Genomic DNA, 23,873 nt, shown 5'->3' on the forward strand with positions numbered 1-23,873 from the left:
TCATCGCAGCATAATCTCTTTCTTCGCATCGCCGCAGACATGCAGCGAGACGAAGCCCAGATGGCGGAATTGGTAGACGCACTAGGTTCAGGTCCTAGCGGTGGCAACACTGTGGAGGTTCGAGTCCTCTTCTGGGCACCAATATTTAAATGGCCCCGCGAAAGCGGGGCCATTTCTATTTGTACGGAAGAAAAGGCCCCTCGGGGCCTTTTTCGTTTTCGGCGCTTGTACGATCTCTGCGGGTTTTGGCTTGCGCGGCAGTTCACACAGGCATTCACCATCGCCGGATGTTTGACCTATGCTCAAGTCTGATCGGGCATGGTCAGAAACGCCCGGCAAGGTGGTTGCCATGAGAAAGCTGGCGTTGCGTGAGAGAGAGGAGCGGTCCGGGTGCCATCCCGGATGGAAACCTTGTGCCGCGACAGACTGGGCACATCATCCGTCGCTCCGATGGTGGTTGCTCATGGCGCTGATGGCCGGCGCAGTCGTGGTCCATGCGGAGGAGGCGGACAGTTGGAACGCGCCCGCCGCCGCGTCCGCCCCTGCGCCCGAGCCCACCGGCGAAGGCGCCGCGCCGCCCGAACTCGCCAGCGGGCGTCCCAAGTCCCCCGCCCAGCCCGATGCCCTCGCGCCGCCACGCATGGTGGACGGCGATGACGGTCCGGGGCTGCCCCGTCCGCACTACGCTTCGCTGTCCGCGCAATCGCGGCCCGTCGACGACGCGCCGGGCCCCGGCGCCATCGATCGCCAGGTTGAGACCTATCGCGGCGCGCCCCGTCCCGCCCGGTTGCACCTCGACGACGTGACCTCCGCCACCGGCTTTGTCGACAGCAGCGTGCGCAGCATGGCGTTGGCAATGAACACGCCACTGTCGCGCAACGCGGAAGGACTGACGCTGCAGTCGCGCGTGGAGATGGCCTATCGCCCCGGCATGTCGCCCGTCGGCAATAACTGGGACGCCCCGCCCGGCGAGTCCAGCGCCACCGGCCTGGCCGTCCGCCTCTACGGCTCCCGCCCGACGCGCATCTCCGGCGTCTATCCCTATGTGGAAGCCGACTGGTGGCAGGACAACCGCGCCAAGACCATCAACATCAACGGCACCCGCATCGACACCGACCTGCTGCGCGGACTGCTGTCGTTCAACGTCGGCGCCCAGCGCAATTCCATCACCGGCCTGAAGGTCTGGATGAAGGGGCGCGCCGGTCGTAACCCAGGCGCAACGCTCGGCGCACGGTACCGCTGGTAACCATGCCGATTTTTTTCATCAAACGCTTGCACGAAAGGCGAATTGCGATACAATTGCGGCCTCGCGTGCGGCTGTAGCTCAGTTGGATAGAGTACTTGGCTACGAACCAAGGGGTCGTGGGTTCGAATCCTGCCAGCCGCGCCACTATTTGCAAGAAAAACGGGATTGGCGTTTGCCAATCCCGTTTTTCTTTTGTCCTCGGACATCCTCCTGCAGGTCCTCCCGCTATTCGGCTTCCGCCTCGCGAAGCCACCATCCCCCGTTCGTTCACACCATCCCGAAATCCTTCACTTCTCGCTGATCTGTCGCGTCGCTACACTGGCCGCTTAGGAAATTTCTCAGGCAGTCTCAGACATCAAGGAGAGAAGCATGAAGGCGCAGACGTGGGCATTCCCGATGGCGGCGATGGCGATGGCGGCGGGGCTGCTGATGGGGCAGGTGGGGGTGGCGTGTGCCGAGGGCGGGACGATCCGGTTCGAGGGGGCCGTCACCGCGCCGACCTGCGACATCCAGCCGCAATCCGGGGAGCGGCCGACGCTCCAGTCGCGCTGCCCGGTGCCAGGTGGTGCCGTCGTGCGGACCCTGGCGTTGCCGGCAGCCGGGGAGGGCGAGTCCGTGGGCCGTTATCACCTCAATGTCCGGCCGGCGGATGGCCCCGGCATCCCTGTCGGCACCCCCGCCGGCTATGTCGTGATCGCCACCTACCTGTAGCGCTGGGTTCCCGACCCGGCAGCCCTTGCCGGTATTCGCCCGAAGCGTGTTCGTTTCCCCCCTTAATTGGGTTGCCGGGACATTGACACGGGCGGATCGGCGGGCACATCATTCGTCCGGAAGAGATGCGCCTCCGGGGCGACAAGCGACGCTTTACCCGTCCGTTTGCCCGTCTATCCGGAAGGCCGCCAGTCCAAAGGGAAACGGGGTCATGAATCCTTCCATTCGCAATCTGGCCAGCGTGGTCGCGCTGGCCGTCCTGCTCACCGCATGTTCGTCCACCAACGAACGTGCGACCACCGCCACGGCCGTGGAGCAGCCGCCCTCCGATCAGGCCATGAAGGCCCTGTCCGCGGAGGTGTTCACGTACGGCTATCCACTCGTGCTGATGGACGTGACACGCGAGGTGATGACGGCCCGCACGCCGGCGAACACCTTCGTCCACAAGCGCAACTTCCCGGATGCCATGTTCACCGACGTGGTCAGCCCCAACGCCGATACGCTGTATTCGACGGCCTGGCTGGACCTGTCGAAGGAACCCGTGATTCTGTCCGTGCCCGATACCGCGGGCCGCTACTACCTGATGCCGCTGATGGATGCGTGGACCAATGTCTTCGCGTCGCCGGGCAAGCGCACCTCGGGCACCAAGCGCGGCGCGTTCGCCATCGTCGGGCCGGACTGGCAGGGCACGCTGCCAAAGGGCGTGAAGGAGATTCGCTCGCCCACCGCCATGGTCTGGCTGATTGGCCGCACGCAGACCAACGGGAAGCAGGACTTCCCGAACGTGCACCGGCTCCAGGACCAGTACCGCCTGATTCCGCTTTCCGCCTGGCAGAAGGGCGCTCGCGTGGCGCCGCCGGCCGCGCCGCCGCGTGCCACGTTGATCGACACCCAGACGCCGCCCGTCGAGCAGGTAGCGGCCATGGACGCGCAGGCGTTCTTCACACGCATGGCCGACTTGCTGGAGGCCAACCCGCCGGCGCCCGAGGATGCGGCGATGGTTGGGAAAATGCGTCGGATGGGGATCGAGGCCGGCGAGCCGTTCAAGACCACCGTGCTGGAGCCGTCCACGGCGCGCGCCGTGCAGGAAGGCGCCACCGCGGCGCTGGCCGGGATTGCCGCCGAAGCGCGCAAGGGCGCGGCCGGCAGCACCGGCTGGCGCGTGACGCGTGACCTCGGCAGCTACGGCACCGACTACACCAAGCGCGCGGCCATCGCCATGGTGGGCCTGGGCGCGAACCTGCCCGAGGACGCGGTCTATCCCGCCACGCGCGCCGATGCCACGGGCCGGCCGTTCGATGGCGGCAGCCGCTACGTGCTGCATTTCGAGAAAGGGCAGTTGCCGCCGGTGAAGGCGTTCTGGTCGCTCACGCTCTACAACAACAAGCAGACGTTCGTGAACAACGCGATCCAGCGCTACGCACTCGGCAGCCGCGACCGCCTGCGCTACAACCGCGACGGCTCGCTCGACATCTATATCCAGTACGAGCGCCCCGACGGCGCGCGCGCGACCAACTGGCTGCCGGCGCCGCCCGATGGCTTCAACCTCGTGCTGCGCGCCTACTGGCCGGACCAGGCCATGCTGGAAGGCAAGTGGGCGCCGCCGGCCGTGCAGCGCGTGAACTGACGCGCGAACCGGCGGCCGACCCCCATCAGAACTTGAACTTCACGCCCGCGTAGAACGCGCGCCCCACGCCCGGGTAGAACACCGCGGTGTTGGCGGTGCGTGCGTCGGCCACGGTGCCGAAGTCGCTGATATAGCGCTTGTCGGCCAGGTTGCGGGCATCGAGGAACAGCGTGACGCCGCGCTGGAATTCGTAGCTGGCCTGGATGCCGAACAGCACGTAGGCCGGCACCTTCATCGTGTTGGCGTAATCCACATAGGCCCCGGTCGGCACCCAGTCGATCGTTCCCGCCACCCGCAATCCCGCCACCTGGCTATACGCGAGCGTCGTGCGCAGCACGTGCTTCGGGATGCCGGCGATGCGGTTGTTGCCGTACACCGGGTCGTTGTCGAATCGGAAATCGCTGAAATTCCACAGTTGCGACACGGTGATCTTGTCGCCGGGGCCGGCCACGTTGCGCAGCACGTCGGCGCTGGCGCCCAGCTCCACGCCTTGCAGGATGGTGCGATTGGCGTTGAAGGTGGAAGCCGGTACATCGGGGCTGACCGTGTATTGCAGCAGCTGGTCGCGCACGAGGGAGCGGTACACCGTCAGATCCCAGCCGAAGCGGTCCACCTGGCCGCGCGTGCCGGCCTCCAGCGTCCAGCCGCGCTGCGCGGCCAGCGGCACGAACTGGTTGGTCGCGCCGATGGTCTGGTTCAGATCGGAAAAATCCGGGACGTCCGCGCTGCGCGTGATGTCGACGAAGGCCTGCACGTCCTTGCGCGGTTCCCAGAGCACGCCGAACTTCGGGTTCACCCCGCTGTAGGTGGCGCCGTCCGACTTGGCCGTGGGGCTGGCGGGCAGGCCGCCGTAGTCCTGGTACTCGCGCCGGTTGCGGTACGCCTTGGCGCCGGCCATCAGCGCCACGGTGGGCACCACGTAGAGCCGGTCTTCCAGATACGCCTCGTAGTTATACGCATCCTGCGCCGCGTTCAGCGTCTGCGCCCCCCGGCTGCCGTTCACGTTCACGTACTGGCGCGCATCGTTGTTGCCGCCGAAGAAGCGCGCGCCCGCGATCAGCTGGTTGCGCATGCCACCCAGCGTGAAATTGCCCGTGTAGCGCGGCGCAAAGCCGTACGTCCAGTAATCCTGGTCGATGACCTGGAAGATAGGGTGGTACAGGCTCTTGTGGATGACCCAGGTGCTGAAGTCGAGCTGGCCGTTGTCGAGCTTCACGGTCGTCACGTTGGCCAGCCGCTCGGTGCGCGTGTTGCGGGCCTGGTCGCCCGCCAGCGCACTGGCCGAGGCCATGCGCGGGTTGTTCAGCGCGTCGTTCAGGCTCAGGGTGCCGGGCAGCAATTGGTCGACGATGTACGCGCCGAAGTAGAAGCGCGTTTCCACGGACGGGCTGAAGCGGTAGCCGAGGTTGGCGTTGAGCTGCTCGTACTGGCCGCGCTCGTGGTTCCGGTAGCCCTCCGAATGGTTCACGGTCAGGTTGGCCAGGAAGTCCCACGCGCCGATCTGGCGCGACACCTGCCCGCTCGCGCGGATCGTGCCGAAGCTGCCGCCGTCCACGCGCGCCATGTTCGGCGCCTCGGCGTTCAGGGCGGTCGGCGTGGTGAAGTTGATCGCGCCGCCCAGCGTGGTGCTGCCGTAGGCGAGGCCGTTGCCGCCCTTGTAGATCTCCGCCGCTGACAGGCCGATCGGATCGATCTGGTAGAAGTCACCGCTGCCATCGGCGAAGTTGGTCGGCACGCCGTCCTGGAGGATGTCGATGCCGCGCGTGTGGAAGCCGCGCGCCACGCCCGAGCCGCGTATCGACAGCCGCAGTTCCTGGCCGTAGCGTTCCTGGACGTAGACGCCGGGTGCATCCTTGAGCACATCCCGCAGATCGCTGGCGTAGGTGTTGGTGTACGACGCCGCGTCGACAAACCCCACCGAGCCCGCCGATTCGAACAGCGACCGGCGCTGCTGGCTGATGCTGGGCGCGGTCAGCGATCCCGCCGCCGGGGCCGTCGCGGTGACGGTGGGCAGCACGTGTTCGGGTGCGGGGTCGGGCGCGCTGGCCGCCTGGCCCAGCGCAGCCGTGGACAAGGCGGCCACGGGCAAGACTGCCGCGCGGCGCCACGGATTGGCTCGATTCATGACTTCCTCTTGGAATTTTTCCCGAGAGGATACGGCCTGGCCTGCGCGCGCACCATGTGACACAAAGACACAGCTACGCGCGCATGAGGCCGGTTTTTCGACCGATTTCTAACCTAGTTCTGATTCATGCCGCCGCCTGACCCAGGTCAGGCGGGCAGCGCCACCGGCTCGGGCAGCGTGACGGACATCAGGCCGTCGAGCCCATCGACGTCATCGCCGAACTCGGCATCCACGATCCGCACATCGACGCCATGGCCGATGCGGCGCACGAACACGTGCAGCAGTTCCGGCACCGGCGCGCTGGCGGAGAACCGCACGCCTTGCGCAGCATTGGCGTCGAAGCGCAGCGCCTGCAGCGTCAGGCCCGTGCGGCGGGCATTGGCGAGCACCCATTCCAGGCTGCCGAAGACATCGGCGGGATCGAGTTCGAGGGCGAGGTCGAGGGTGGGAAGCGGCATGGCAGGCGGTCCGGATGTGATGCGAAAGGTGTCCGGTAAATTTACCAGCGCCGGCGGAAAATGAGCTTCTGATTTTTCTTCGATATGAGTAAGGATGAAGAAGAAATCGCTGATTGGAATACAATCACAGGATAATTCTTCTTCTTGAAGCGAATCCGCCATGTCGAACCTTCCCAAGCTCGATGACATCGACCGCCGCATCCTGCGCGAACTGCGCCGCGACGGGCGCATCTCCAATGCGAAGCTGGCCGAGCTGGTTGGCCTGTCCGCCACGCCGTGCTGGAACCGGGTGCGGGCGCTGGAGGAAGCAGGGGTGATCGAGAGTTACGCGGCGCTGCTGAACCAGAAGGCGCTGGGCCTGCCGGACACGGTGCTAATCGAAGTCACGCTGGACCGCCACGATGACGACATGTTCCGCCGCTTTGGCGAGGCGCTGGCCGAACTGCCGGAAGTGCTCGAAGCCCATCTGCTGACGGGCGAGTACGACTATCTGATCAAGGTCGCCGTGGCCGGCACCGAGGGCTACGAGGAATTCCTGCGCCACAAGCTCTACAAGTTGCCCGGCCTGCGGCACAGCCACTCGACCTTCGTGCTGCGCACCCTGAAGCGCGAGCCTTCAGTGCAGCCCTAGCCGTTTGCCGCGTTTTCCGAGAAATCAGCGCTGCGCAGCCAGCCTGCCCAGGCGGGGCGCCAGCGCGGTGGTAATGACGCCGAGGCCGATCAGCGCGAGGCCAATCGAAAGATCCGCGGAAATGCGCTCGTGCCAGGCCACCGCCGAGAGCAGCAGGCCGAGCAGCGGCACGCCGAGCATGGCGATGGAGGTGGCTGCCGGCGGCAGCGCCTGCGTGACATTGAGCACGACGATAAAGGTCAGCGCCGTGGCGAGCGGGCCGGTGTAGAGGATGATCGGCCAGATGTCCGCCATCGCGCCGAGATCTGGCGCGCCATCGCGGAACAGGGCCAGCAACAGCAGCGGCACCGTGGCCACCGCGCATTCCCACGGAATCATGTCCGCGCCGAGCCGCACCGCGCGGTGCGCGCGCAGATGGATGATGCTGACCGACCACGCGAGCGAGGCGCCGAGCAACATGGTCAGCCCCATCACGGTATGCAACTCCCAGTCGCCCAGCGCGGGCGCCACGATCACGGCGATGCCCGCGTAGCTGAACGCCGTGGCCAGCCATTGCAGCCGCGACGGCCGCTCGCCCAGCACCAGCGCGGACAGCGGAATCACCCAGATCGCCGTGGCGTAGGCCACCACCGAGGCCCGCCCCGGCGCCACGTACTGCAAGGCCCAGAGCGCCAGCGCCGTGAAGGCACCCATCTGCAACAACCCCACGCTGATCACCAGCGGCCATTCCTGGCGCGTGGGCAGGCGCAGCCGGCGCAGCGCGCCGAGCACCACCACGCTGATCAGCGCCGCCGAGCCGAAGCGCAGCGCCGCGAACCACAGCGGGCTGACGTGGGCCAGGCCGAGTTTCATCACGGGCCAGTTGCCGCCCCAGATGGCGACGGCCCCGATCAAGGGCAGGAATTTCTTGAGTCCAGCGGCCGGAGCGGCGCCGGCGGGAGCTTGGGCAGACATCGGGAAAGGTTTCCGGAACGGGTGCGGGGTGCTGAAAAGTCTACGTCTGGTTGCGCCGCAGCAATCACCGGATACAACTGCGCTGACCTCCGATTCCAGCATAGAATGCCGTTTTTGCACGAATAGGAAGCGCAACATGCTGGACATCGATCTCGACGCCACAGATATCCGGATCCTGAGCGAATTGCAGCGCGACGGCAGCCTCACCAATGTGGAGCTGGCCAGCCGCGTGAACCTGTCGCCGTCGCCCTGTCTGGCGCGGGTCAAGCAACTGGAGAAATCGGGCGTGATCGCGCGCAAGGTCACGCTGCTGGACGCGCGCCGGCTCGGCCTCAAGGTGGTGGTGTTCATCTCGATCACGCTCGACAAGCAGCGCCGCGAGACATTGGACGAGTTCGAACGCCGCATCGCCGCGCTGCCACAGGTGATGGAGTGCTACCTGATGTCGGGCGATGCCGACTACCTGCTGCGGGTGGTGGTGGCCGACGTGGACTCGCTCGAGCGTCTGATCATCGATCAGATCACGCGCATCCCGGGCGTGGCCAGCATCCGCTCCAGCTTCGCGCTGAAGCAGGTGCTGTACAGCACGGCGCTGCCGCTGGGGTAGACATTGATGCGACTGGCATCCTGCTGCAATTTAAGGAAATGCCCATAGAAACAGGAAATGTGACTCGTGAGAATGCGCGGGCGCCCGGGAAGCCTCGCTCACAAGGCGGGGCGGACCGGCCCTTCCTACTTACTCTTCGAGTCCATTCATGCAGGTGCTACCTCCAGTGCAGGCCCGCCGACAGCGCAGGGCTGTCGGCACGCCGTTGTCCGTGATCGCCACGGCTTGTCTCGTTTTTTCCCATTCCTCAATCGCCCAGCAGGTCGTCGCCAACGGCGTTCAGGTTCAGGTCGATGATGGTCGCGCCATCGACACCGGCAGCACGGTCGGGCGGGCAGGCGCCGCGGTCCTGGCCTACGACGGCGGCATCGTCAACATCGTCGATACCAATGGCGCGGTCGCCATCGCCACGCATGGCGGCGGCGCCCATGGGCTGGTGGCGCATGGCGGCGGCGTCATCACCATGCGCGGCGGCGGCATCAGCGCCGAGCAAGGCATGGGCCTGTTTGCCTATGACGACGGCAGCCGCATCGACCTCCACAACGTACAGGTCTTCGCGGGCCAGACCTACGAAGGCGCGCGGGCCGACGACGGTGCGCGCATCGGCATCACGGGCGGCACGATCACAGCCGAAGCCGGCCATGGCGTGATGGCCTTCAGTGGCGGGGCCCGGATCGACGTGCGCGACACCACCATCAACACCAGCGGCGACCATATCAGCGCGGTGGAGGCCAACAGCGAGGCCACCGTCACCATCACGGGCGGCGTGATCAACACCAGCGGGCTGCGCGGCCACGGGCTGGAGGCGATTGGCCTGAGCCACGGCACCCTCGTCGAGGCCACCGGCACGCGCATCCGCACCACCGGCAAGGCGGCGCACGGCGCCCATGCGATGTCCGGCGCCATCAACGTGGCGCAGGCCGATATCGTCACCGGCGGGGAAGGTGCCGCCGGCGTCTGGGTGGAGGGCGTCAACGACCAGCACGACTACGTCAGCACGGCCAATATCCGGGGCGGCACCGTGCAGACGCAGGGTGCGCTCGCACACGGCCTGGGCGCCCTGTCGGGCGGCAAGCTTGAGGCCCGCGATCTGGCCGTGACGACCAAAGGGCAGCGCGCCGCAGGCGCCTTCGCCATGCACGGGGCGCAGGTGGCGCTCACCGGCGGCGCCGTGACCACCGAGGGCGCGGAAGCCTACGGCCTGTTGGCGATCGGCGAGAAACCGGGCACGACCCATCCCGCCACGCTGATCACGCACGATGTCGACATCGCCACGCACGGCGCTGACGCCCATGGCACGGTCCTGGGCGGCGCCGCCAACCTGCACCTGCATCACGGCTCGGTCACGACGCACGGCGCGGGCGCGGCGGCCCTGGTCGCCACGGCCTACGGGCAGGGCACGAGTTCAGCCCTCGTGTCCGACGCGCGGCTCGTGGCCCATCAGGGTGCGGGCATCCTTGTGGAGGGCACCACGCTGGACGCGACGCTGCGGCGCGCGACGGTATCCGGCGGCACGCACGTCATCGAACTGGTGAATGGCAACGCTGCCGCCCCGGCAACGCTGAACCTCGGCCTGGAATCGTCGACGCTGGACGGCGCGGCGCGCATCGAGGCCGGCAGCACCTTCAACCTGTCCGTGGACCCGCTATCGACCTGGAACACCCAGGGCGATGCCGTGGTCGCCAGCCTCGCCAACAGCGGCATGGTCAACCTCGTCACCGGCACGGCCCCCGGCCACACGCTGACCGTGACGCGTGACTACACCGGCAACGGCGGTACCGTGCGGCTCGCCACGCAGATGGGCGGCGATGCATCGGCCACCGACAAGATCGTGCTCGACGGCGCGCGCGCCTCGGGCGATACCAGCCTGCTGATCCACCATGCTGGCGGCGAAGGTGCGCAGACTGTGCAAGGCATCCGCCTCGTGGAGACGCGCAACGGCGGCGCCACGGACGCCAGGGCGTTCCGCCTGAACCCCGGCTCGGACGGCTACCGGCAAGGCGTGGGATCGATCGCCGCCGGCGCCTATGACTACCAACTGCTGCGGGGCGGCGAGGGTGGCACGGCCGAAGACTGGTATCTGGTGGCGCAGGTGCGGTCCGACGGGAAGCCTGACGACGTCGATCCGCTGCCGCCGCTGCGGCCGGAGGTCGGCGCCTATCTGAACAACAAGCTCGCCGCCAGCACCCTGCTGTTCCACACCCTGCGCGACCGGGAGGGCGAGCGCACCGCCGCCGGTACCGGCGACGCCAACCGCGCAGGCCGCCACGCCTGGCTGCGCACGGTCGGCGCCACGGCCAGCCGCGACAGCGCGCTGGGCCTGACCGGCAGCGACAACCGCTACCTCGTGCATGGCGGCAGCGATGTGCTCCGCTTGCCGGTGGACAAGGGCAGCATCCATGTGGGGGTGATGGGCGCGTACGGCGGCAGCCGCAACGTGTCGAACAACGGGCCGCTGGCCGCGCACGGCAAGGTCGATGGCGTCAGCGCGGGGGTCTACGGCACCTGGTACGGCAATCGCCACACGGAAACCGGCCCCTACGTGGACGTGTGGGCCATGTATGGCGCCTATGACAATGAGGTCAACGGCGCGGGCCTGCCCTCGGAGCGCTATCGCTCGTCGAACCTCGTGACCTCCATCGAAACCGGCCACGCCTTCCCGCTCCAACGCTCGGCGGACGTGCAGACGTATCTGGAGCCGCAACTGCAGATCCTCTACGCGAACTACTGGGCGGATCGCCATGTCGAGCAGGGCGGCACCGTGGTCAGCCAGCTCTCGGAGAGCAGCATCACCACCCGGCTGGGCCTGCGCCTGCATGGCGATGTCAGCCATCCCGAGACCGCCGGCAGCCCCATCGGCATGATGCGGATGAAACCGTTTGCCGAAATCAACTGGTGGCATGGCCCCGCCACGCAGACCGCGCAGTTCGACTCGCTCGTCGTCCGCGAGGACCTGCCTGCCAACCGTCTCGAAGCCCGGGTCGGCATGCAGGGCGATGTCACGCGGCGCCTGACCGTGTGGGGCAGCATCGGCGTCGAGGCCGGCGCACAGGACTACACGGCCGGCAAGGCGCAACTGGGCATGCGCTACCGCTGGTAAGCCCCCGCTGAGGCGGGATGGCCGTCCGGCGGGGTCAGAACCCCACCGGATAGCCATCCTTGCGGGAATCCGATGCCGCCGCATAGCCGTGCGGCATCTTCATCGCCATCTGGGCCCCGCCGAAGTCGAGACTGTCGGCGGGTGCCTGCTCCACCTTGTGTCCCATGGCGCGCAGCCCCTCCACGGTGGCGGGCGGGCAATGGGCTTCCACGGCTACCCCCACGTTATCGTCCATCACCCGCCAGCGCGGCGCGTCGCTGGCGGCCTGCGGGTTCTGGCCGAAATCCGCCAGTCGGCTCGTCATCTGCACGTGGCCCTGCGCCTGCATCGACCCACCCATCACCCCGAACGAGGCCAGCGGCGCACCGTCGCGCATCAGGAAGCCGGGAATGATGGTGTGGAACGGGCGCTTGCCCGGCGCCACCTGGTTCGGATGGCCGGCTTCCAGGCTGAAGCCCCAGCCCCGGTTATGCAGCGCGATGCCCGTGCCGGGCACCACCACGCCGGCCCCGAAGCCTTTGAAGTTCGACTGGATGTACGACACCATCATCCCGTTGCGGTCGGCGGCGGTCAGGTAGACCGTGCCGCCCGTGTGCGGCTTGCCCGGGCCGGGATACGAGGCCTGGTCGGGGCGAATGGCGCGCGCGCGTTCGGCCAGATAGGCGGGATCGAGCAGCGCCTCGGGCGACACCGCGCCGGGCCGGCGCATGGCATCGATATCGCCCACATGGGCTTGCAGGTCGGCGAAGGCGAGCTTCATCGCCTCGATCTGCAGGTGCATGGTGCGGGCGCTATCGAGCCCGGACTCGGCAATATCCCAATGCTCGAGCATGCCCAGCGCCATCAGCGCGCCAATGCCCTGGCCGTTCGGGCCGATTTCATAGAGTTCCAGGTCGCGGTAGGCCATGCGGATCGGCTCGACCCAGTCCGCACGGTGGGCGGCGAGGTCGGCTTCGTCGATGCGGCCCCCGGTGGCGCGGGCGTGATCGGCAATCTTGCGCGCCAGTTCGCCGTGATAGAAGTCCTCCCCGCCGGAGCGGGCGATGCGCGTCAGCGTCTCCGCCTGCCCCGGGCAGATAAAGCGCTCGCCGGGCAGCGGCGCCCGGCCACGCGGGGCGAACGACTCGGCAAAGCCGGGCTCGTTGCGCAGCACCGGCACCTGGGCCTGCCACTGGCGATGGACCGTATGCGAGACCACGTAGCCATTGGTGGCGTACTCGATGGCCGGTTCGAAGAGGTCCTCGAACGGCAGCGAGCCGAAGCGTTCCCACGTGGTGCGCCAGCCCGAGACCGCGCCGGGCACCGTCACGCTGTCCCAGCCGGTGAAGGGCATGCTGCTGTGGCGCGCGAACGATTCTGGCGTCCAGGCGCGCGGCGCGCGGCCGGAGGCGTTGAGGCCGTGCAGCGTCTCGCCGTCCCAGATCAGCGCGAAGGCGTCGCCGCCGATGCCGTTCATGCACGGTTCCACCACGGTCAGGGCGATGGCGGTGGCCAGCGCGGCATCCACGGCATTGCCGCCTCGCGCGAGCATGCGCATCCCGGCGGCGGCGGCCAACGGCTGCGACGTGGCGATCACATTGTCGGCAAGCACCGGCAAGCGGCGCGCCGTGTACGGAACATCCCAGAAAGCCGTCATATTCAGTCCACCTTGACCTTCGCGGCCTGCGCCACCTTGGCCCAGTCGCGCATTTCCTCGTTGATCATGCGGCCGAACTTGTCCGGCGCCGAATAGACGATCTGCACGCCCTGGGCATCCATCGTGTCGACCAGATCCGGCTGGGCCAGCACGGCCTTGGTGGCGGCGGCCAGTTTCTCGATCACGGCCGGCGGGGTGCCCTTGGGCGCCACCAGGCCGAACAGGTTGTTGGCGCGGAAGTCCTGGATGCCGGCTTCGCCCATGGTCTGCACCTCGGGCAGGGACTTCACGCGCTGGTCGGAGGCCACCGCCAGCAGGCGCAGCTTGCCCGCCTTCACGTGCGGCAGGGCCGAGGGAATGCTGTCGAACATCATCGCCGAGCGGCCCGCCATCAGGTCCGGCAGCGCGAACGAACTGCCCTTATATGGCACGTGCATCACGTCCACCCCCGTGCGCAGCCGGAACAGCTCCGACTCCAGGTGCGACAGCGTGCCCGACCCCTGCGAGGCAAAGTTGTACTGCCCCGGCGACGCCTTCAGGTACTTCACCAGTTCCGGCACGGTCTTCACGGGCAGCGTGGACGGCACCACGAGGATGTGCGGCACATTGCCGATGCCGGCGATCGGCACGAAATCCTTGGCGAGGTTGGCCGGCTGGTTGCTGTAGGTGACGGCGGCGATGGCGGCATTGCTGACGGCGGCCATGTAGAGCGTGTAGCCGTCCGGCGCGGCCTTGGCGGCGTAGCCCATGCCCAGCGCGCCCCCGGCGCCCGGGCGGTTTTCCACCACCACCGGCTGCTTGAGCACCTGCGAGAGCCGCGTGCCCACGGCGCGGGCCAGCACGTCGGTGGCGCCGGCGGGCGGGAACGACAGCACGAGCTGGATCGGACGATCCGGATACTCGGCGGGTGCGGCGAATGCGGCCGGTGCGGCCAGGGCGCCCGAGAGGCCGGCGGCGGCCACGAGCACGGGCAGGGCGCGGTTCAGGATGGTGCGCGCATGCGCCGGGGCGGTGCGGACGGGCGAGGGAGACGGGAACGACGACTTCAACATGATGGGAGAGACTCCGAGGGCGATGGGTTGCGGAACATCTGACGCACCGGCCGCTGTCTCGCGGGCTCTGTCGCGCCTGTCATGCCAGGGGCCGCGCGCCTTGGGGCGGCCTGCTGTTGGGAGTGGGATCGATTCTAGGCACGGTCCGTGCATCATGGGATGCAAATTGGCCATGAACCTATGCGAAACCGGAATAGGGATGTCTCATCCGGGCGCCGCAGGAGTCCGTGGCCCGGTCATGGGGTCGCATCATGCAGTTGAAATGGATCGAAGACCTGCTCGTGCTGGAACGCACGCGCAGTTTCTCGCGTGCCGCCGAGTTGCGGCACATCACGCAGTCGGCGCTGTCGCGCCGCATCCGCTCGCTGGAGGACTGGGTCGGCGCCGAACTGGTGGACCGCAACACCTACCCGCTGGCGCTGACACGGGCCGGCGCGGCTTTCTGCGAGACGGCCGGGCAGGCCGCGGACCTGCTGCTGGACGCCCGTGCCGCGTTGCGGCGCGAGGCGTCGCTGCCGGGCAATGCCATCGACATCGCCGCCGGGCACACGCTCTCGCTGGCCTTCCTGCCGGCCTGGCTCAAGCGCTGCCAGCAACGCTTCGGCGACTTCCACGCGCGCGTGGTGGCGGCCAATGTGCTGGACGCCGTGGTGGCGCTGTCCGAAGGCCACTGCGACCTCATGCTCGGCTACAACCACCCGCGCGTGCCGGTCTCGCTCGATGCGGACCGTTTCCTGAGCCTGACCGTGGGTGCCGACACGCTGCTGCCGGTCTCGGCCCCCCGGCCCGATGGCCGCCCGCGCTTCGCCGTGCCCGCCGCCGCCCCGGGCGACGCGCCGCCCATCCCCTTCCTGGCCTACACCCCCAACACCACGCTCGGGCGCGTGCTCGATACTGTCCTGGAGTCGCACAACGCGCACCGGGGGCTGGTGCGCTGCTACGAGGCCGACATGGCCATGCTGCTGCTGAAGATGGCGACCGAGGGCCACGGGCTGGCGTGGCTGCCGTTGAGCACCGCCGCCGAGGCGCTGGCCGACGGCACGCTGGTGCATGCCGGCGATGCGTCCTGGTACGCGGAACTCGAGATCGTCGCGTTTCGACCCGTCATCAGCGGCAATCCCACGCTGCTGGAGTTCTGGCGGATGCTGGAAACGCCCGGGTCGGCCACGCCCCGGCTGGTGTCGTCGCGACCGGCGGTGCTGGCTTCCGCCGCGTAGTTATCCAGCGAGTTGCTCCCGCACGGCGGCTTGCAGCGCGGGCAGCAGCTCGGCTTCGAACCACGGATGCTGGCGCATCCATCCCACCACCCGCCAGGACGGATGCGGCAGCGGGAACACATGCGGCCCGGCTGCGCGGAAGTTGCGCACGGCGTCCGTCATCGATCCGCCGGCACCCTTCGGCAGATAGCGCGCCTGGGCGTAGCTGCCGACCAGCAGCGTCAGGCGGTCCGGCGGCAGGTGTTCCAGGATGGCCTCGTGCCAGAGCGGCGCGCATTCGCGGCGCGGCGGCAGGTCGCCGCTCGATCCCTTGCCCGGATAACAGAACCCCATCGGCATCAGGGCCACGCGGCTGGCGTCGTAGAACACCTCGGGGGTGAGGCCGGTCCAGTCGCGCAGGCGGTCGCCGCTGGGGTCGTCGAATGGCACGCCGCTGGCGTGCACGCGCGAGCCCGGCGCCTGGCCGATGATGAGGATGCGTGACGTGGCGCTGAACTGCACCACGGGGCGCGGCCCGGCGGCGAGGTCGGCCGCGCAGCGCGTGCAGGCGGCGATCTCGTGGCGCAGGCGCTGCACGGCATCGGAGGCGAAACCGGGGGAAAGACCCGGCGAGTAAGGTGGGGACGGCATAGCCATTCTGCTAAATTCCTGAGGCATGCGTATATTACTGGTCGATGCGCCGGCGCTCTCGCCGGCCCCCGAATGAAAGGATCAGACGTATGACGACGCAAACCGAAACCGCCATCCTCGCCGGCGGCTGCTTCTGGGGCATGCAGGACCTGCTGCGCCGCTATCCGGGCGTGCTCTCCACGCGCGTGGGCTACTCTGGCGGCGATGTGCCGAACGCGACCTATCGCAACCACGGCACCCATGCGGAAGCCATCGAGATCGTGTTCGATCCGAAGCAGATCAGCTTTCGCCAAATCCTCGAATTCTTCTTCCAGATCCACGATCCGACCACCAAGAACCGGCAAGGCAACGATGTCGGCACCAGCTACCGCTCCGCCATCTTCTATATGGATGACGAGCAGAAACAGGTGGCCGAGGACACCGTGGCCGACGTGGACGCCTCCGGGCTGTGGCCGGGCAAGGCGGTGACCGAGATTTCCCAGGCCGGCCCGTTCTGGGAGGCGGAACCCGAGCACCAGGACTACCTGGAGCGGTTGCCGAATGGCTATACCTGCCACTTCGTGCGCCCGAACTGGAAGCTGCCGGCGCGCGTGTAATGCCCAAGCCGTAGTTCGGTGACCATGCGGCCGGTGTGCCGATGAGGAGGCTGTATGTCGGATTCCCCTGAAATCTTCGACGCCATCATCATCGGCACTGGCCAGGCGGGCCCGTCGCTGGCGGGCCGGCTGACGCAGGCCGGCATGACCGTGGCGATCATCGAGCGCCATCAGGTCGGCGGCACCTGTGTCAACGTGGGCTGCACGCCGACCAAGGCACTCGTCGCCAACGCCTATGCGGCCCATCTGGCGGCGCGTGCTGCCGACTACGGCGTGATGCTGCCGGGGCCGGCGCGCATCGATATGGCCCGCGTCAGCGCCCGCGTGGCGGAGATCAGCGGCAAGTCCCGCACGGGGCTGGAAGGCTGGCTCGGGGGCATGCAAGGCTGCACGCTGATCCGTGGCCACGCCCGGCTGGAGAGCCCCCGCACCGTGCGCGTGGGCGACCGCCTGCTGCGCGCGAACAAGATCTTTCTCAATGTGGGCGGCCGTGCGCTGGCGCCCAAGGAAATCGGCGGGCTGACCGAGGTTCCCTATCTGACGAATACGAACATGGTGGCGATGACCGAGGTGCCCGGGCACCTGATCGTCATCGGCGGCAGCTATGTGGGACTAGAGTTCGCGCAGGTGTTCCGCCGGCTCGGCGCGCAGGTCACGGTGGTGGAGCGCGGCCAGCACCTGATTGCGCGGGAAGATCCGGACGTCTCGCTGCAGGTGCGGGAGATCCTGGAAGCGGAAGGCATCCGCATCCGCTGCGGCGCCGAGTGCATCCAGCTTCACCCGCATGCCGAAGGTGCGGCGGTGGGCGTGAGTGGGCCGGGCTGCCCGGAAGGCGCGGAAGAGATCGCCGGCACCCATGTGCTGCTGGCCGTGGGCCGGCGGCCGAACACCGACGACCTGGGCCTCGACAAGGCCGGCGTGGCCACCGATGCGCGCGGCTATATCGACGTCGACAACCAGCTCCGCACCAGCGTGGACGGCATCTGGGCACTGGGCGATTGCAACGGGCGCGGCGCCTTCACCCACACCGCCTACAACGATTTCGAAGTGGTGGCGGCCAATCTGCTCGATGGGGCCCAGCGCTCGGTAGGCGACCGGATTCCGGTCTACGCGCTGTTCACCGATCCGCCGCTCGGCCGCGTCGGCATGACCGAAGCCCAGGCGCGGCAGGCCGGCCACCGGGTGCGCATCGGCATGCGGCCCATGACGCGCGTGGCGCGGGCCGTGGAGAAGGGCGAGGCGCAGGGCTCGATGCGGGTGGTGGTGGATGCCGATACCGACCAGATTCTCGGCGCCGCCATCCTCGGCCCGGGCGGCGACGAGGCGGTCCATATGGTGCTGGCCGCGATGGCCGGTGGCATGACCGCCACGCAGATGACCCAGACCATGGCCATCCATCCGACCGTATCGGAGTTGATTCCGACAATCTTTGGGGAGTTGTCGAAGCCCCGCTAACGTGGAAGCGACTTAAAAGGCGCTTTCACGCAGCAGCGCGGCGGACATATGGCGGAACGCTTCCGCCAGCGGGCTGCGCCGCTCGCCGTCGATCTGCAGTTGTCCGCGCGCCTCGCGCTGGCCAACCGGCGGGCCGTCCAGTCGCACCAGCACGTGGAACAGGGCCGGGTTCGGCGTCAGGGCGTCCTGCGCCGCCACCGTGGTCACCGGCCCGTGGTGGCGCGCCGCGAGCATCGGGTGGGACAGCTGCTTGGCGCGCGTGCTGTCGATGGCGATCACCTCGCCGGCAATCGGCGTCGGCTGTCCTTCCTGATAGAAACGCACGCGGCTGCCCGCCTTGATGCGAGGAATCTCATCCTGCTTCACATAGGCGTCGGCCTCCCAGTGCGCCGGATCGAACAGGATGCCGATCGCCTCCCGATTGCCGATCCACTGGCCGGGCTTGCGGTCCGGGTCCACGTCCATCCATCGCCCGGCAAACGGCGCGATCATGCTCAGGCGGGCGATTTCCAGCCGCGCCGACGCGCCTTCCTCCATCTGCACCCGCAGCCGCTCGCGCGTGACGGCCTGCTGCTCCAGCCCCGAGGCGTCCGCCACCAGCCCCGAGAGACGCGCCAGCATGCCCTGGCGCGCGGCTTCGCTCTTGCCGATGCGGGAACTGATGTCGGGTTCCTCCAGCACCGCCAGTGAATCGCCGGCCTTGACCGTGCCCGGCGGCTGGATGGCCACCACGCGCGACGCGAACGGCGCGAACACGCGCACCTGATGGGCCGAGCGCGCCACGCCTACCGCATGGATCTGCGTGCGCCACGGCAGCGCCAGCAGCAGCACGGCGATGCCGGCCACCGCCAGCAGCGCCCGGCGCCGCCGCCCGGGCACGCTGGCGCGATGCGCCCACCAGTGCCGCATCTCCCGCCAGACCGGCGCGATGACAAACCAGACGATCTCCACCGCGAACAGCAGGATGCCCAGCAGCTTGAAGAAGAACAGGTAGACCGCCACCGCAATGCCCACGAACAGCACCAGCCGGTACAGCCACGTCACGATGGCGAAGCCGATCAGGAAGTGCCGGCGCTGCGGCGGGAACGCCTCCGGCCACGGCTCGCGCAGGCCCAGCACGGCGCGGCGCAGCGCCACGCGCGCCTGGGCGGAGGCGCGCTCGTGCAGGTTCGGGAAGTCGAGCAGATCGGTCAGGATGAAATACCCGTCGAAGCGCATGAACGGGCTGGCATTGAGCGCCAGCGAGAGCGCCCAGCTGGTGGTGGCGAGGTAGAGCAGGCCGTTGCGCCATGGCCCGGGCTCGCTGAGCGCCCAGCCCAGCGAAGCCAGTCCGGCCAGCGCGATCTCGCACAGGATGCCGGCCGAGGCGATGGCCAGCCGCTGACGCGCCCGCGTGAGCTTCCAGCTTTCGCCGGTGTCCGTGTACAGCATCGGCCACATGACGACGAAGGCGATGCCCATGTGCGCCACCTTCACGCCGAGCCGCGTGGCCACCAGCGCGTGCGCCAGTTCGTGCAGCGTCTTGGCGATGATCAGCGCCGCCGCGAAGCTCAGCAGCCCTTCGGTGGAGAACGACTCGACCACGTCGTGGGTGAAGGTGTCCCACTGATGCAGCACCAGCACCACGCCAAGCAGGCCGAGCAGCGCGATGACCACCGCCGTGGCGCGGTGGAACAGCCAGCCCAGGTGCGGGGTCACGGCGGCCAGCATGCGCTGGGGCCGCACCAGCGGAATGCGGAAGAACAGGTAGTGGTGGAGCCACCAGCGCCACGTCAGCCAGCGCGGACCCTGGCCGCGCGCCTGCCGGGCCAGCCGGTCGCGCGCCTGGGCGTCTGGGCGCAGCAGGTCGTTGCGGGCGAGGAACTGGTTGAGCGCGAGCACCTGCGCCACGTCCGGCGCCATCGGCGTTTCCGCGCACACGGCGTCGCAGACCTGGCGCGGCGTGCCGTGCCAGCGCAGCAGGCATTCGAATTCGAACCAGCCGATGCGGAAGAAGCGGTTCAGCACGGTGTCCTGGATCACCCAGGCCGGCTCGCCGCTGGCGTTGCGGGCGGTTTCGGCGAGGCGCAGGTCGGGGCGCAGCGGCATCAGCGGCACGTCGGCCGGGTCCACCGTATCGGCGGCATTCGCCAGCAGGCCCATCGGCGCGGTGGCCATCACCAGCCCGTCCATGCGCGCGCCGCCGCCAGCGGGCGGCGCAGCAGGTAGTAGCCAAGGCTCACGCGCTCGCCATAGAGCTTGGCGGTGCCGTGCAGGCCGAGCCGGGCGTGCGCGGGGACATCGTCCACGCTGGCCAGCAGCCGGTAGGCCACCACGCTGTCGTCGCCGGGGCGCGCCTGATAGCTGGTTTCCAGGATCTTGCCGCGCAGCGGCGCCAGCGGGAAGGCGGTCAGGTAGAGCGTGACTTCGGCGCCGGGTTCCAGCGCGATGGCGTCTGCCACGGGCAGGTGCACCAGCATGGCCGGCTGCGCGGGATCGGCCACGGTCAGCACACGCTCGCCGGTGACCACGGGCTTGCCGAGCCAGTCGTCCGGGTCGCCATAGACCGCCACGCCGGCACGCGGGGAGAGCACCTGCGTGCGCTGGAGCTGGGCCTGCACCGCGCCCAGTTCCGCCCGCCGCTCCTGCGCGGTGGCACCCAGCACGGCGAGTTCGCTCTTGCTCTGCGGATTGTCGAAGGCGCGTTGGCTGGCCGCCAGCAGTTCGGCATCGGCCACGGCCACCTGCCGCGTGAGTACCTCCGCGCGGCTGCGCAGCGTGGTTTCATCGAGCGAGAACAGCGGTGTGCCAACTTCCACAGGCTGGTTGGGGCGTACCAGCATGCGCGCGATCACGCCGTCGATGGGGGAGGCGACCACCTGCGCCTCGCGCGAGACGATCTCGGCCGGGGCCAGCACGGTCTGGCGCACCGGAATCAGCAGCAGCGCGGCCAGCAGCGCCACCACCACCGCCACCTGACGGCGCCCGGGGCGCCAGCGCAGGCCGGGCCGCTGCCGTACCAGTGCGGCCCAGCAGTAGGCCCAGGTGCGCCAGACGCCTTGCAGCACCGTTTGTTGGGCGTCCGAGACCGGGGTATCGAGCAGGAAGATCACCAGCCCGAGCCGATTGCCGGCCGCGTCGTGCATCGGCACGCAGAAGGCGCCGGCTGGCCACCATTCGGCCCAGCCTTCGGCCACGTCCGGCGGCATGGCGTCGGGCGCGTAGGGCACCCAGCGCGGGGCGGCGTCGGGCAATTGCTTCGACAGCCAGCGCGCCGCGCCGCGCAGCCAGACCAGGAAGGGCGAGTCGGTGTCGGGCCGGGCCAGCCCGGAGAGGGCGAGCAGGGTCATCGACCCGCCACGCTCGGCCATCACCACGGCCTGCCGGTACTCGATCATCGGGTACAGGTCGTTGGCCATGGAGAACGCCAGCGCGTTCAGGCTGTCCGCCGCCAGCGCCCGGTCACGCAGGGCCAGCACGCCCGGCAGCAGCCCCGGACCCGGTTGCGGCGGCAGGCTGGCAGTCATTGCGCGTCCGGGAAGCGGGCCACGCCGCTCATGCCGGCACTCAGTTCGGGGTGTTCGGCGTCCAGCCGCGCTTCCAGTTCCACGGTCTGGGCCACCGCATCCACGCGGGCGTTGATGGCGGCCACCCGGCTCGGATAGGTCTTGCCGGTTTCCTGGATGGTGATCTCGAACGGCTGCCCCACCTTGAGCCGCCGCAGCAGCACGGACGGCACATTCAGCCGCGCCTTGAGCACGCCGTCCCCGACGATGTCGAACAGCGGCGTGCCTGCGCTGACGGTCTGGAAGGGCTTGATATAGACCTTGGCCACGCGCCCGTTGAACGGCGCCTGCACCTTGCAGTAGCCAAGCTGCACGCGGCTCAGGGCGAGGGCGCCCTCGGCCTTCTCCACGTCCGTACGGGCGAGGCCGACCTCGATCTCGCCGGCAGCGTTCAGCTCCTGCAGCCCCTTCTTGCCGACCAGGTTCTGCTTCGCCATGGCCAGTTCGGCGCGGGCCACGTCCGCCCGGGCCTGGATTTCGCCGCAGTTGAGTTGCACCAGCACCGCGTTGCGCGCCACCTTCTGCCCCAGCGCCACGCGCAGGTCGCCCAGCGTGCCGTTCATCTGCGCGGACAGCGTGGTCTCCAGGCCCGCCACCAGCAGCACGCGGATCGCGTTGGGGTCGCTGAGGCCGGCGGGAGACGCGGCGGGTGTGGCCGGCGCCGCCCATGCCATGCCGATACCGCTTGCTGTCAGGGCCAGCGCGGTCGTCAGGGACAACGCATGGCGTGGCGAACGGCGACGGTCATGGCCTTGCGGCTTCGGCATTCGGGGCTCCTTGGGCGATGACCAGCAGGTTGGTCTGTTCCTGACGATTGACGGTACGTTCGATCTCGCTGGCCAGCGTGGCGATGTCGCCGCGCTCGATGGCCTCCGGCATGATGTCGAAGCCGATCGAGTTGTAGAGCCGGCCCCAGGCGGCCTGGGCGTTGGAGTACGCCGCCTCGCGCTGGTAGCGCGAGAGCAGGTAGCGGCCCTCCGAGCGGATCAGCTCCAGCTCGGAGCCGAACGTGGTGGTCTGCGCCGCGCGGGCATAGTCGAGCAGGCTGGTATCCACGCGCAGGCCGTCCTCGGCGAACTGCATCTCCTGCAGCGCCAGCCGGTAGCGCAGCAGCCCCACGCGCACCTGCGTCAGGATCGCCATCGAGAGCGCCACGCGGCGCATGTCGTCCGCGTGGGCCTGGGCGTCCTGCGTGGCGTTGAGCAGCGGGTATTGCAGCAGCTTCACCAGGTTGACGGAGACCGTCAGGCCGATCTGCGACCAGTAGTTGTTGTAGAGGAAGGTGTTGGTGTCGTACTGGAGGCCGGCGTCGAGCCCGATGTTCGGCCAGAGCTGCGCCTTGGCGACCTTGAGGTCATTGGCGTTGACGCGCTTGCGGTACCACTCCTCCGCGATCTCGGGGCGGTTCTCGAGCGACAGTTGCTCCAGCCGGCCCACCTCCACGGTCTGCTGCGGCAGCACCTGCTCGGGCATCTCGGCCAGCACCATCGGCACGCCGGGCGGCAGCGACATCAGCGCGGCCAGCTCCGCCTGCGACAGCTCCAGGTCCTGCCGGCGGATGGTCAGCAGGTAGACCGAGTCGAGCAGGGCGCGCTGGTAGGCCAGGATCTGCTGGCGCGGCATCAGCCCCTTCTGCTCGGCCTCGCGCGCGGCGCCCAGCGCCTTCTGCGTGCGTTCCAGCAGCCGGTCCACCTCGGGCTTGAGCCGCTGCGCGGCCAGCGCGCGCCAGTACGCGTTGCGCACGTCCTGCAGCACGTTCTGCGCCACCTTGCGGCGCCGCTCCTCGGCCATCAGGATCTGGTCGGAGCGCTGCTGGGTGCGGTAGTAGGCCACGCCGAAATCGAGCAGGCTCCAGCTCAGGCCGAGGTTGCTCAGCATGTGGAAGCGCTCTTCGGACGTGGACGGCCGCAAGCTGACCTGACGGTCCTCGATGCCGATCGACGTCCCGCCCGAATCGTTGCTGCGCGCCGCGATGCCGGTGCCGGCCACGATGCGGGGCAGCATCTCGTGGCTCGACACATCGCGCAGCTTGGCCGACAGCGCGCTTTCCATCAGCTTGAGGCGGTAGTCGAGGTTGTACTTGAGCGCGCGCGCCGCCGCCTCATAGAACGTGATGGGGCGAGTGACCGGCTCCTGGTCCTCGTACATCGTGGCCTTGTCCGCCGAGATCTGCAGCTGCTGCTCTTCCTTGGTGTACGGCTTCGGCTGGGTGGAACCACAGGCGCTCAGGAGCAGGGTGATGCCGAGGCTTGCGCTCAGCATGCTGACCGGACGCATTCGCAT

At 68.6% G+C, this 23,873-nt stretch carries 19 protein-coding genes and 2 tRNA genes; 11 read left to right on the forward strand and 10 right to left on the reverse strand.

What is annotated here, in order from left to right; all coding sequences use genetic code 11:
• The first annotated feature begins 54 nt into the window (after positions 1-54).
• The 5 genes from AC1DP9_RS21510 to AC1DP9_RS21530 all read left to right on the forward strand — a co-directional run bounded on the left by AC1DP9_RS21510 (position 55) and on the right by AC1DP9_RS21530 (position 3,584).
• A tRNA-Leu gene (locus tag AC1DP9_RS21510) sits at positions 55-141 on the forward strand.
• A 322-nt stretch (positions 142-463) separates the two neighbouring features.
• Positions 464-1,246, forward strand: a complete 783-nt coding sequence (locus tag AC1DP9_RS21515) for a hypothetical protein (protein WP_477108429.1) — start codon at positions 464-466, stop codon at positions 1,244-1,246.
• Positions 1,247-1,313: 67 nt separating this feature from the next.
• Positions 1,314-1,390: transfer RNA gene (locus tag AC1DP9_RS21520), tRNA-Arg, on the forward strand.
• A gap of 225 nt (positions 1,391-1,615) precedes the next feature.
• Positions 1,616-1,957 carry a hypothetical protein gene (locus AC1DP9_RS21525; protein ID WP_477108430.1) on the forward strand — a complete coding sequence of 114 codons (342 nt, stop codon included), beginning with the start codon at positions 1,616-1,618 and terminating at the stop codon, positions 1,955-1,957.
• Between the two features lie 211 nt (positions 1,958-2,168).
• A complete protein-coding gene (locus tag AC1DP9_RS21530; RefSeq protein WP_092300675.1) occupies positions 2,169-3,584 on the forward strand; it encodes a DUF1254 domain-containing protein in 1,416 nt (471 codons plus the stop codon).
• A gap of 25 nt (positions 3,585-3,609) precedes the next feature.
• Here AC1DP9_RS21530 and AC1DP9_RS21535 read toward each other — a convergent pair whose 3' ends face one another.
• Together AC1DP9_RS21535 and AC1DP9_RS21540 are read right to left on the reverse strand one after the other, a co-directional pair.
• On the reverse strand, positions 3,610-5,709 hold the full coding sequence (locus tag AC1DP9_RS21535) for a TonB-dependent receptor family protein (protein WP_092300671.1): 2,100 nt from the start codon (positions 5,707-5,709) through the stop codon (positions 3,610-3,612).
• Positions 5,710-5,855: 146 nt separating this feature from the next.
• Positions 5,856-6,167, reverse strand: coding sequence for an AsnC family transcriptional regulator (locus AC1DP9_RS21540; protein WP_092300668.1), 312 nt, complete (start codon positions 6,165-6,167; stop codon positions 5,856-5,858).
• Between the two features lie 160 nt (positions 6,168-6,327).
• Here AC1DP9_RS21540 and AC1DP9_RS21545 point away from each other — a divergent pair, with 160 nt between their 5' ends.
• The gene (locus tag AC1DP9_RS21545) at positions 6,328-6,798 is read left to right on the forward strand and encodes an Lrp/AsnC family transcriptional regulator (RefSeq protein ID WP_092300665.1); all 471 of its coding nucleotides are present in this window, start codon (positions 6,328-6,330) and stop codon (positions 6,796-6,798) included.
• 24 nt (positions 6,799-6,822) lie between these two features.
• Here the strand turns inward: AC1DP9_RS21545 and AC1DP9_RS21550 are convergent, their stop codons facing one another.
• Complete coding sequence (locus tag AC1DP9_RS21550; RefSeq protein WP_477108431.1) at positions 6,823-7,752, reverse strand: DMT family transporter; 930 nt, start codon at positions 7,750-7,752, stop codon at positions 6,823-6,825.
• Between the two features lie 136 nt (positions 7,753-7,888).
• Between AC1DP9_RS21550 and AC1DP9_RS21555 the strand changes: the two genes are divergently transcribed.
• On the forward strand, positions 7,889-8,359 hold the full coding sequence (locus AC1DP9_RS21555; protein ID WP_092300659.1) for an Lrp/AsnC family transcriptional regulator: 471 nt from the start codon (positions 7,889-7,891) through the stop codon (positions 8,357-8,359).
• A 148-nt stretch (positions 8,360-8,507) separates the two neighbouring features.
• Positions 8,508-11,459: an autotransporter family protein gene (locus tag AC1DP9_RS21560; RefSeq protein WP_477108432.1), complete on the forward strand. Its 2,952-nt coding sequence runs from the start codon at positions 8,508-8,510 to the stop codon at positions 11,457-11,459.
• Between the two features lie 34 nt (positions 11,460-11,493).
• Here AC1DP9_RS21560 and AC1DP9_RS21565 read toward each other — a convergent pair whose 3' ends face one another.
• Both AC1DP9_RS21565 and AC1DP9_RS21570 read right to left on the reverse strand, forming a co-directional pair.
• Positions 11,494-13,095 carry a gamma-glutamyltransferase family protein gene (locus AC1DP9_RS21565; RefSeq protein WP_477108433.1) on the reverse strand — a complete coding sequence of 534 codons (1,602 nt, stop codon included), beginning with the start codon at positions 13,093-13,095 and terminating at the stop codon, positions 11,494-11,496.
• Positions 13,096-13,097: 2 nt separating this feature from the next.
• Entirely contained in the window at positions 13,098-14,147 is a 1,050-nt protein-coding gene (locus AC1DP9_RS21570) for a Bug family tripartite tricarboxylate transporter substrate binding protein (protein ID WP_477108434.1), read from the reverse strand.
• A 251-nt stretch (positions 14,148-14,398) separates the two neighbouring features.
• Between AC1DP9_RS21570 and AC1DP9_RS21575 the strand changes: the two genes are divergently transcribed.
• Positions 14,399-15,364: a LysR substrate-binding domain-containing protein gene (locus AC1DP9_RS21575; RefSeq protein WP_477108435.1), complete on the forward strand. Its 966-nt coding sequence runs from the start codon at positions 14,399-14,401 to the stop codon at positions 15,362-15,364.
• Here the strand turns inward: AC1DP9_RS21575 and AC1DP9_RS21580 are convergent, their stop codons facing one another.
• A complete protein-coding gene (locus AC1DP9_RS21580) occupies positions 15,365-15,994 on the reverse strand; it encodes a uracil-DNA glycosylase family protein (protein WP_477108436.1) in 630 nt (209 codons plus the stop codon).
• Positions 15,995-16,083: 89 nt separating this feature from the next.
• Here AC1DP9_RS21580 and msrA point away from each other — a divergent pair, with 89 nt between their 5' ends.
• Together msrA and AC1DP9_RS21590 are read left to right on the forward strand one after the other, a co-directional pair.
• On the forward strand, positions 16,084-16,590 hold the full coding sequence (gene msrA, locus AC1DP9_RS21585; protein WP_092300641.1) for a peptide-methionine (S)-S-oxide reductase MsrA: 507 nt from the start codon (positions 16,084-16,086) through the stop codon (positions 16,588-16,590).
• Positions 16,591-16,644: 54 nt separating this feature from the next.
• A complete protein-coding gene (locus AC1DP9_RS21590) occupies positions 16,645-18,045 on the forward strand; it encodes an FAD-containing oxidoreductase (RefSeq protein ID WP_477108437.1) in 1,401 nt (466 codons plus the stop codon).
• 12 nt (positions 18,046-18,057) lie between these two features.
• Here the strand turns inward: AC1DP9_RS21590 and AC1DP9_RS21595 are convergent, their stop codons facing one another.
• The 4 genes from AC1DP9_RS21595 to AC1DP9_RS21610 are packed head-to-tail and all read right to left on the reverse strand — an operon-like array spanning position 18,058 to position 23,873.
• On the reverse strand, positions 18,058-20,217 hold the full coding sequence (locus tag AC1DP9_RS21595) for a site-2 protease family protein (RefSeq protein WP_477108438.1): 2,160 nt from the start codon (positions 20,215-20,217) through the stop codon (positions 18,058-18,060).
• Complete coding sequence (locus tag AC1DP9_RS21600; RefSeq protein ID WP_477108439.1) at positions 20,202-21,551, reverse strand: efflux RND transporter periplasmic adaptor subunit; 1,350 nt, start codon at positions 21,549-21,551, stop codon at positions 20,202-20,204. The genes AC1DP9_RS21595 and AC1DP9_RS21600 overlap by 16 nt, the downstream gene beginning before the upstream one ends.
• Positions 21,548-22,357: an efflux RND transporter periplasmic adaptor subunit gene (locus AC1DP9_RS21605; protein WP_477108440.1), complete on the reverse strand. Its 810-nt coding sequence runs from the start codon at positions 22,355-22,357 to the stop codon at positions 21,548-21,550. The genes AC1DP9_RS21600 and AC1DP9_RS21605 overlap by 4 nt, the downstream gene beginning before the upstream one ends.
• Positions 22,335-23,873 carry a TolC family protein gene (locus AC1DP9_RS21610; RefSeq protein ID WP_477108441.1) on the reverse strand — a complete coding sequence of 513 codons (1,539 nt, stop codon included), beginning with the start codon at positions 23,871-23,873 and terminating at the stop codon, positions 22,335-22,337. The genes AC1DP9_RS21605 and AC1DP9_RS21610 overlap by 23 nt, the downstream gene beginning before the upstream one ends.

The organism is Cupriavidus sp. 01L43 (assembly GCF_056399925.1).